6 protein-coding genes and 1 pseudogene are annotated in these 9857 nt (G+C 77.0%); 5 read left to right on the forward strand and 2 right to left on the reverse strand.

What is annotated here, in order from left to right:
• Positions 1 to 2897, forward strand: a pseudogene (locus ACFUVW_RS16600) (hypothetical protein); the annotation flags it as partial.
• A 48-nt stretch (positions 2898 to 2945) separates the two neighbouring features.
• On the opposite strand, the gene upp reads toward ACFUVW_RS16600, so the two are convergent.
• Positions 2946 to 3581, reverse strand: coding sequence for a uracil phosphoribosyltransferase (gene upp / locus ACFUVW_RS16605; RefSeq protein WP_430572425.1), 636 nt, complete (start codon positions 3579 to 3581; stop codon positions 2946 to 2948).
• Positions 3582 to 3638: 57 nt separating this feature from the next.
• Here upp and ACFUVW_RS16610 point away from each other — a divergent pair, with 57 nt between their 5' ends.
• The 3 genes from ACFUVW_RS16610 to ACFUVW_RS16620 are packed head-to-tail and all read left to right on the forward strand — an operon-like array spanning position 3639 to position 7483.
• Positions 3639 to 4184 (forward strand): nucleoside deaminase, encoded by a 546-nt coding sequence (locus ACFUVW_RS16610; protein WP_430572426.1) that lies wholly within the window; start codon positions 3639 to 3641, stop codon positions 4182 to 4184.
• A gap of 53 nt (positions 4185 to 4237) precedes the next feature.
• A complete protein-coding gene (locus tag ACFUVW_RS16615; protein ID WP_430572427.1) occupies positions 4238 to 5257 on the forward strand; it encodes a transglutaminase domain-containing protein in 1020 nt (339 codons plus the stop codon).
• A 36-nt stretch (positions 5258 to 5293) separates the two neighbouring features.
• Positions 5294 to 7483 carry an ABC transporter ATP-binding protein gene (locus ACFUVW_RS16620; protein WP_430572428.1) on the forward strand — a complete coding sequence of 730 codons (2190 nt, stop codon included), beginning with the start codon at positions 5294 to 5296 and terminating at the stop codon, positions 7481 to 7483.
• A gap of 11 nt (positions 7484 to 7494) precedes the next feature.
• Here ACFUVW_RS16620 and ACFUVW_RS16625 read toward each other — a convergent pair whose 3' ends face one another.
• Positions 7495 to 9021 (reverse strand): phytoene desaturase family protein, encoded by a 1527-nt coding sequence (locus ACFUVW_RS16625; protein ID WP_430572429.1) that lies wholly within the window; start codon positions 9019 to 9021, stop codon positions 7495 to 7497.
• Positions 9022 to 9201: 180 nt separating this feature from the next.
• Here ACFUVW_RS16625 and ACFUVW_RS16630 point away from each other — a divergent pair.
• The coding region (locus ACFUVW_RS16630; protein ID WP_430572430.1) for a sensor domain-containing protein at positions 9202 to 9857 on the forward strand (656 nt) is incomplete at its 3' end.

Raw genomic sequence — 9857 nt, forward strand, 5'->3', positions numbered from 1 at the left:
CCGCCACGGCGACCGCCGCCACCGCGGGCACGACGGCCGTGGCGACGGCGGGCACGGCGGCCGCCGCGGGCGCCGCAGTCGGCACGGCGGGCGTCGCCGCCGCCGCGAGCGCGGTCGCCGTCGCGACCGTCGGGGTCGTCACGGTGCTCAACGCGCTCGGCACCGGCGACGAGGCGCCGCCGGCCGCGCCGCCGGCGCCCGTGACCGTCCAGGGCGCCCCGTGGACCCCGCCGGGGGAGCAGCCGGGCGAGGGCGCGGTCCAGCCCGCCGAGGACGACCCGGCCGACCCCGGCGACACCGCCGAGCCCGCCGACCCCACGGCCGACCCGACGAGCCCGACCAACCTGCTCGGCACCACGCTCTTCGCTCCCGTCGCGGACCTCACGGTCACGGCCGCCGCGGTGCCGCTCGAGCCCCGCACGGCGCAGCCCCTGGTGCTGACCGTCGGCAACACGGGGGAGGCGGCAGCGACCGCGGCCGTCGTCGAGGTCGCGCTGCCGGACGGCGTCGACCTGGCGCTGCCGCAGGCGCCGGCCGGCGCCTCCGTCGGCGACGCGCTCGTCGCCGACGCGCTGTCGTGCACCCCGGGGGACGCCGGCGGGCGGACGGCGCGCTGCGCGGTCGGCACGCTCGAGCCGGGCGAGACCCGCGACGTCTCGGTCCCGGTGCGCGCGCACGCCGGCGGCAGCTACGCGATCGGGGCCGCCGTCTGGGCCGAGGGCGTGAGGCGGGAGGACGTCGCCCTGCCGCCCACGACCGTGCGGCCCTACGGCGCCGAGCTCACGGCCTCCGCCGGCGACACGGTCGCGGTGTCGAACCCGGGCGCGGCCTGGGTGCCGGTCGTGGTGCGGAACACCGGCGACCGCCCGGCCGCCGCCTGGTCGGTGGAGCTGGGCGTCCCGGCCGGGCTGCGGCCGGTCACGACCGACGGCGACCTCGTGTGCGTCCCGGGCACGGCGGGCGAGGTGGGGCCCGGCGCAGTCTGGACCTGCGTGGCCGCTCCCGGGTCGGCCCCCTTGGCGCCCGGCGAGCAGCGGTCGGTCCGGCTGCGGGTCGTGGCGGACGGCTCGGCAGCGCCGGGCCAGATGACGGTCTCGGCGGCACCCCGGCTGCCGGGCTCGACGCACACGGTGGGCGGCAACGCCGGGGTGACGGTCGCGCAGTCGTGGGCGGGCGTGGCCTCCGGGGCCCGCGCGGTCGCGGCGCGCTGCACCGCCGTCGGCGGCGTGGGCACGGCGTCCGCCGTGGTCGAGGGCACGTACGTCAACCTCACCGACCAGAGCCTCACGGTGCGGCTCGACGCCGCCGGCGACAGCGCCGCGGGCGGGCAGGTGGTCGCGCCCGGGGCGTCGGTCACCGTGCAGGTGCGCGACGGCCTCCGGGTCCCCGAGGGCGGGGCCACGTGGACGGTCGCGACGACCCTCGGCGGCGAGACCTACCGGACCAGCGTGCCCGCCGGGACGCACGGCTCCGCGGAGTGCTACGACCCGAGCTGGGCCGTCTCGACGTCCGCCGAGACCGTGAACGTCGACGGCCGCCTCCAGGTGCGCGGCACGCTGACCAACACCGGCGACGAGGCGATGCGGGTCGGGATGTCCGCCGCCGGCATCGGCACGGACCACAAGCGGCTCGCGCCGGGGGAGAGCAGCACCTTCGTCGCCACCACGGACCGCACGTCGCTCGCCGCGGGCGCCGCCCGGTTCGAGCTGTACCGCTGGGTGGCCGACCGCGACGGCGACGAGCCCGCCCACGGCGTGGTGCCCGTCGTCGCCCCGACGGCGTCGTACGACGCCGCCGTGCTCGCCCCCGTCGTCGGCGGGCCGGTGACCCTCACCGCGGCCGAGTGCCGCTTCGACGCCTCCGCCGACACGTCGTGGCGCACCGTCGTCGTCCCCGTGGACAACAGCGGCTCCACGCACGCGGTGCGGTTCGCCGTCCCCGGCGCGTCGGGGGACGGGCGTGCCGCGACGGTCGGGGCCGGCGCGACCGGCGTGCTCACGGTGTCCGTGCCCTGGGGCACCCGCCACCTGGCGGTGACGGCCGACGGCCGCGACCTCACCACGGTGGACGTGCCCGACTTCGAGAGCTGCGCCACCGTGGCCTGGCCCGAGGCGGTGGACATCACCGTCGCGACCCAGTGCGTGGACGACCGCGCCCAGCTGGTGGTCGACGTGCGCAACGGCGGCGGCGTGCCCTGGAGGGCGCGGCTCGCGGGCGGCGGGGACGAGCCCGTCGTCGAGCCCGGCTCCAGTGCCTCCCTCACGACGGCACCCGCCGGGCTGACGGCGGAGGCCGGCCACGTCACGGTGCGGCTCACCCGCGAGATCGAGGGACGTCCCCGCTCGGTCGAACGGACCGTCGCGCACGACGCCGTCTCCTGCGTCGTCGTCGACCCGCGGGCGCAGCTCGACGCGGGCGAGGTGCAGGTGAGCAAGGACTGGTGGCGCTCGACGTCCACCCGGCAGGTGTCGGTCGTGCTGGACAACACGGGCTCGTCGGTGCCCCAGGAGTTCACCGTGCAGGGCTCGAACGGCGTGTCCGTCGCGACGACCGTCCCCGCCCGGCAGAGCGTGCGCGCCGACGGCGGCACCGTGAAGGGGCGCGACGGCGCCACCTTCACCGTGCGGGCGGGCGACTGGTCGACCGAGCTCACCGTCGAGACGTTCACCGGCACCAGCGGTTGGTGCGCCGAGCGGCCGCGCTGGGGCGACCGGCCCGAGGTGGGCGACGTCGCGTCGTGGCGCGGCGTGAACTACCGGTACGTGGGGCGTGGTGCGGGGTCGGGAGAGGCCCAGGGACAGGGCCAGGGACAGGCCCAGGCCCAGGGCAAGGGCCGCTGGTCCGACCACCACGGGCGCAGCGCGTGGGAGCGGATCGGGGACTGCGAGTACCGCTGACCGGGCCGGGCCCCCGGAGCGCAGGGGCCTCGGGCGCGATGCGCTCCGTCAGACGATGCCGTACAGCCGGTCCCCGGCGTCGCCGAGGCCGGGCACGATGTACTTCTGGTCGTTGAGCCGCTCGTCGACGGCGGCCACGACGATCTGCACGTCGACGCGCGAGCCGACCGCGTCGTCGAGCACCTTCAGCCCCTCGGGGGTGGCGAGCAGGCACACGGCGGTGACGTCGCGGGCACCGCGCTCCAGCACGTAGTCGATGGCCGCGACGAGCGTGCCGCCCGTGGCGAGCATCGGGTCGAGGAGGAACACCTGCCGGTCGGTGAGGTCGTCGGGCAGGCGGTTCGCGTAGGTGACGGCCTCGTAGGTGGACTCGTCGCGCTGCAGGCCGAGGAAGCCGACCTCCGCCGTCGGGATCATGCGCGTCATGCCCTCGAGCATCCCCAGTCCGGCGCGCAGGATCGGCACCACGATGGGGCTCGGGTCGCTCAGGCGCACGCCCGTGGTCGTGGTGACCGGGGTGCGGATCTCCTTCGGCTCCGTGCGCACGTGCCGCGTCGCCTCGTAGGCGAGCAGGGTCACGAGCTCGTCGACGAGGAGACGGAACGTCGCCGACGGGGTCTTCTCGTCGCGGAGGACGGTGAGCTTGTGGTCCACCAGCGGGTGGTCGGCGACGTGCAGGCGCATGGCCCCACGGTACCGGCGCGAGGGCCCGGGGCACCTCCCGCGGCTAGCCTGGGCCCTGTGACGTCCGACGCCGCGCCCGGCCCCGCTCGACCCGGCCTCGCGCTCCCGTGGGCCGACGGCGAGTTCCCGCCGCACACGGTCAGCCGGCGCCGGGCGGTGTGGGACGCGCTCATGGGGCTGGCGCTGCACGAGGCGTCGCACGCGCTGGCCAGCGACGACGTGCCGGTGGGCGCGCTCGTCGTCGACGCGGACGGCCGGCTCGTCGGCCTCGGCCGCAACCGGCGCGAGGAGACGGGGGACCCGACGGCGCACGCCGAGGTGCTCGCGCTGCGGCAGGCCGCCACCACGCGCGGCGAGTGGCGGCTCGAGGGCTGCACGCTCGTCGTCACGCTCGAGCCGTGCGTGATGTGCGCGGGCGCGCTCGTCGCGGCGCGCGTGCAGCGGCTCGTGCTCGGCGCCTGGGACCCGAAGGCCGGCGCCACCGGCTCCGTCTGGGACCTGGTGCGCGACCAGCGCGCCAACCACGCCGTCGAGGTCGTGGGCGGCGTGCGCGAGGACGAGTGCGGCGGAATCCTGCGAGACTTCTTCGAGTCCCGCCGCTGACGACGACGCCGTGCGGGCCGATGAGTCCCCACGACGACGGAGGTCAGCAGGGCATGGACACGACGGCACGCGCGACGGCACCGAGCGCGGCAGCACCGACCCTCGACGACTACGCCCGGCACAGCGCGTACTCCGACCCCGGCCCGCACGGCGAGCTGCTCCGCGCCGTCGCGCCCACGCCGGCCGCCACGGGGGCCGCGGCGTGCGCGACGATCGTCCACTACCGCGCCGGGCGCCCCGCGCTGACCGACGCCCAGCGCGCCGACATCGACCAGCGGTGGCTCGCGACGATCCTCGAGACCGCCGTCGCCCGCCGGCCGGGGCCGCTCGACGCGCCCCGCGACCTGCCGGAGCAGGTCGCCGGCTGCTGCCGCGACCACACGCTGTTCTCCCTCGGCGTGCTGCGCTCGCACGGCGTGCCGGCCCGGTCGCGGATCGGGTTCGCGGGGTACTTCGAGCCGCCGTTCTTCCACGACCACGTGGTCGTCGAGCACTGGGCGGACGACGGCGCGGGCGGCGGCCGCTGGGTGCGCTGGGACCCGGAGCTGACGCCCCAGGGCGACTGGGGCTTCGACGTCCGCGACATGCCCACCGGTCCGGCGTCCCCGTTCCCCACGGCGGCGGAGGTGTGGCGCGCGATCCGCGCGGGCGAGGTGGACCCGGCGTCGTACGGCGTCGGGCCGGAGCTGCCGGAGCTGGGCGGCCAGGACTTCGTGCGCGGCTACGTGCTGCTCGAGCTGGCGCACCGGATGCGCGACGAGGTGCTGCTGTGGGACGTGTGGGGCGGCACGCCCGACGACGTCCCCGGGGTCGCGGAGCTGTGGGCGCAGGAGGCGGACGGCGCGCCGGCGCCCGAACCCTCGCCCGAGGAGCTCGACGTGCTGGCCGACGAGGTCGCCGCGCTGCTGGTCGCCGCCGACGCGGGCGACGCCGCGGCGGAGGCGGCGCTCGCGGACCGCTATGCCGGCCGGTGGGCCGCGAGGGGGCGCGTCACGACCCTCTCGCCGACCGGCCGCGTCGGGATCACGGACCTGGCCGGCCGCACCACGCGCTGGGCTGTGGCGCCGGCCTGACGGGCACGACGGCCGGGGCCGCGTGAGCATGGCCGTATGGCCGACACCGGAACCGCCGCGTCCGCCGCCCCGTCGTCGCCGGCCCGGACGGGCCCGATCGCCGGGACGCCCGACCAGCCCGTGCTGCGCCGCATCGCCGCGCTGCTCGCGCCGTACAAGGCCCAGCTGGTGCTGGTCGCGGTGGCCGTCGTGGCGGCCGCCGCGCTGACGAGCGTCGCGCCGTTCCTCACCCGTGCCGTGTTCGACGACGCGCTGTTCCCGACGGACGCGGCGGGCCAGGTCGGCGAGCCCGACCTGCGGCTGCTGGGCTGGCTGGTGGCGGGGCTGGTGGCGATCCCGCTGGTCAGCGCGCTCATCGGCGTCGGGCAGACGTACCTCACCACCCGCATCGGCAACGGCGCGATGGCGGACCTGCGCGTGGCGCTGTTCGAGCACCTGGAGAAGATGGAGCTCGCGTTCTTCACCTCCACGCGCACCGGGGACATCCAGTCGCGGCTCGCGAACGACGTCTCGGGCGTGCGCAACGTGCTCACCTCGACGGCGACGTCGATCCTGCAGAACGTCGTCACCGTGGCCGCCGCGTTCGTGTCGATGCTGCTGCTGAGCTGGCAGCTGACGATCATCACGCTGGTGCTCATGCCGGTCTTCGTGGTGATCCAGGTGCGGGTGGGCCGGCGCCGCAAGCGGCTGCAGCGGCGCACGCAGGAGTCGCTGAGCGAGATGACGGCGATCACGGAGGAGTCGCTCGGCGTCTCCGGCGTCCTGCTCGCGAAGGTGTTCAACCGGTCCGACGTCGAGGTGGCGCGCTACCGGCGCGAGAACCGCCGCCAGACGCGGTTGCAGGTGAAGAACGCGATGACCGGTCAGACGTTCTTCTCGATCGTCTCCACGTTCTTCGGGCTCACGCCGGCGATCGTGTACCTGGTGGCGGGGCTGCTCATCAACGGCGGCACGCTCATCGGCGGGGCGGTGCTCACCGCCGGCACGATCGTCGCGTTCACCACCCTGCAGTCGCGGCTCCAGCAGCCGCTGGTCGGCCTCATGCGCGTGACGCTCGACGTGCAGACCTCGTTCGCGTTGTTCTCGCGGCTGTTCGAGTACCTCGACCTCGAGCCCGCCATCACCGACCGGCCGGACGCGCGGGTGCTCGACAAGGCGGCCACGCGCGGCGAGGTGGAGCTGCGCGACGTGTGGTTCCGGTACCCCGAGGCGCGCGACGTCTCCGCCCCGCCGGCGCGGCCCGGCGGTGGGCCCCGTCCCGCGGGCCGGCGCTCGGGCCGCGGCTACCGCGCCCTCGAGGTGCCCGTCGTCGCGGCGCTCACCGACCCCGCCGCCGCCCACGTGGTGTCCGCGGCGTCGGCGCCCGGGCTGGCGGCGGCGGTGCCGGTCGAGGACGACCCCGCCCCTCCGCCGCCGGACCACCCGGCGGGCGCGAGCGGCGACGCCGACGGCTGGGCGCTGCGGGGCGTGTCGCTGCGGGTGCGGCCGGGCCAGCTCGCCGCGCTGGTGGGGCCGTCGGGCTCGGGCAAGACGACGCTCACGTACCTGGTGCCGCGGCTGCACGAGGTGACGCGCGGCGCGGTGCTGGTCGACGGCACGGACGTGCGCGACGTGACCTTGGGCAGCCTCGCCGACGTCGTCGGGATGGTGACGCAGGAGCCGTACCTGTTCCACGGCACCATCACGGAGAACCTGCGCTACGCCCGCGCGGACGTCACGGACGCGGAGATCGTGGAGGCGTGCCGCGCGGCGAACATCCACGACCGGATCATGAGCTTCGCCGACGGGTACGAGACGGTGACGGGGGAGCGGGGCTTCCGCCTGTCGGGCGGCGAGAAGCAGCGGCTGTCCATCGCGCGCGTGCTCATCAAGGACCCGCGGATCCTCATCCTCGACGAGGCGACGTCCGCCCTCGACACCGCCACCGAGCGCCTCGTGCAGGGCGCGCTGGAGCGGGCGATGGCCGACCGCACCACGTTCGCCGTCGCGCACCGGCTGAGCACGATCATGAACGCCGACGTGATCTTCGGGATCGCCGACGGCCGCCTCGTCGAGCAGGGCACGCACGCCAAGCTGCTGGAGCGCGGCGGCCTGTACGCCCGGCTCTACGAGGAGCAGTTCGGCGGCGGCACGGTGGAGGCGCGGCTCGAGGACTGCGTGCAGTTCGCCGACGGGACGACCATCCCGCGCCGCGGCGTGCACCCGCGGCCGGACGTGCGGGTCTGACGAGGCCGGAGCTACAGCGCCGCGACCCGGACGCCGAAGACGTCGCGCAGCGCGCGCCGCGCGGCGTGCCAGCCGCCCATGCCGTGGACGCCGGGGCCGGGCGGGGTGGACGCCGAGCAGAGGTAGACGCCGCCGGCCGCGCGGTAGGGGTTCGCGCGCAGCGTGGGGCGCGAGAACATCTGCCACATCGTCGCGGCGCCGGCGGAGATGTCTCCGCCGACGTAGTTCTGGTTGTGCTCCGCCATGGCGGCGGCGGGGATCGCGCGCGCGCCGACGACGACGTCGCGGAACCCGGGCGCGAACCGCTCGATCTGTGCGGTGACCATCTCCGTGACGTCGACGTCGGACCCCGCGGGCACGTGGGTGTACGCCCACAGGGGGCGCAGCTCGGCGTTCCCGGAGACGACGCGGCGGGACGTGTCGACCACGGACGGGTCGCTGACCAGGCACACGGGCCGCTCGGCGTGGCGGCCGGCGGCGACGGCGTTCTCGGCCGCGGCCATCTCCGCCCGGGTGCCGCCCACGTGCACGGTGCCCGCCCGGCCGACCTCGGGGTCCGCCCAGGGCACCGGGCCGGACAGCACGTAGTCGACCTTGGCGGCGGCGTTGCCGTGCCGGAACGCGCCCAGCGCGCGGCGCAGGCTGGGCTCGACGGCGGGACCGAGCACGTCGAGCAGGGTGCGGGGCGTCGTGTCGAACAGGACGGCGCGCGCGGCGGGCAGGTCGGCCGGCGTGCGCACCCGGTGGCCGGTCACGACCGTGCCCCCGTGGGCCTCGAGGTCCGCGCGCAGGGCGGCGACGATCGCGCCCGAGCCCCCGCGCGGGACGGCCCAGCCGCCGTCGAACCGCCCGTCCCGGCCGGGCGTGGCGTGCGCCAGGGCGCCCAGCAGCAGCGCGGTGCCGGCGCCGGAGAGCGAGGGCAGCGGGGTGATGGTGTGCGCGGCGACGCCGGTGAGCAGCGCGCCGCCGTCGCCGGAGAACCGGGCGTCCCACGCCTGGGTGCCCTGCTCGAGCAGCGCCAGCCCGAAGCGGACGGCGCCCGCCCCGGCGCGCAGCGGGTCGGGGGCGTCGAGGATCCCGGGCGGCACGGACCGCCTGTCGCCCATGCCGACGGCGACCACGGCCTCCCACTGCTCGGCCAGCGGCCCCATCAGGGAGCGCCACGCGGCGCCGTCGGGCCCGAGACCCTCGGCGGTGCGCTCCAGGTCGCGGTACGCGACGGCGGCGCGCCCGCCCGGCAGCGGCTGCGCATAGGACACCTCGGGCGTGAGGAGCTCGACGCCGTGCGCCCGCAGGTCGAACGCGCGGAAGAACGGCGACGCCCACGCCATCGGGTGCACGGCCGAGCACAGGTCGTGCACGACGCCGGAGGGCAGGCCCGCGAGCAGGTCGCCGTCGTCGCCGGGCGCGAGCGTCCGGGCACCGCCGCCGACGGTCTCGTTGGCCTCCAGCACCGTCACGGACAGCCCGGCCCGGGCGAGCGTGACGGCGGCGGCGAGCCCGTTGGGGCCGGAACCGACCACGACCGCGTCGTCCACCGCGTCCTCCTTCGCCGCCGGCGCGCACCGCGTCGCGCCGTCCCGTCGATCCTTCACCCGCTCGGACACCCTGTCACGGCCGCCGCGGCGGTGGGACGCGCGAGGTCGGGAGATCCCTACCCCGATCTCGTGGGCGACCTGGCTGCCCGCGGGCGGCCGCGTCGCCCTAGTCTCGAGGTCATGACCAGCACGGACGTCGCCGCGGGCGGCGTGGACGCCGCCCCGGCCCTGAGCTCGCGGGCCGGGCTGCTGCGCGCGCCGGTCGACCCGGCCACGGTCCGCGCCGTCGCGCAGCTCGCCGTGGGGGCGGTATGGCTGGCGAGCGCCGGCGTGGCCGTGTGGATGCTGGTCCTGGTGTCGTCGGTCCTCGTGCCGGTCCTCGGTCTCGGCCTCCTCGCGCTCGGCGTGGCGCTGCCCGTCGCCCGCTGGTTCGCCGCGCTCGAGCGGGGGCGGCTCGCTGCCCAGACGGGTGTCGTCGTGCCGGGTCCGAGGCTCGGGGCGGCCGGCTTGCCGCGGTCGTGGGCCGGCTTCCGGGCCACGCTGCGCGACGGCCGGGCGTGGGCGGCCGCGGGGTACGCGGTCGTCGCGATGCTGCTGTGCACGGTCTTCCTCCTCGCGGTGGTGACCCTGGTCGGCGGTGCGGCCGCGCTCGTCGTCGTGCTGGCACGGGGTGGGGCCGGCGCGGCCGGCGGCACTCCTGGGCTGGCGTGGCCGGTCGCGCTGGTCGTGGGCGCCGTCGGCGCCGCGCTCCTGCTGTGGCTCGGGGCGGCCGTCGCCCAGGCGGGCACCGCCCTCGTCCTGGCGCTGGCGCGGGCGTGCCTCGGCCCGTCCGCGGC

Source organism: Isoptericola sp. NPDC057391 (assembly GCF_042668085.1).
Lineage (GTDB): Bacteria > Actinomycetota > Actinomycetes > Actinomycetales > Cellulomonadaceae > Isoptericola.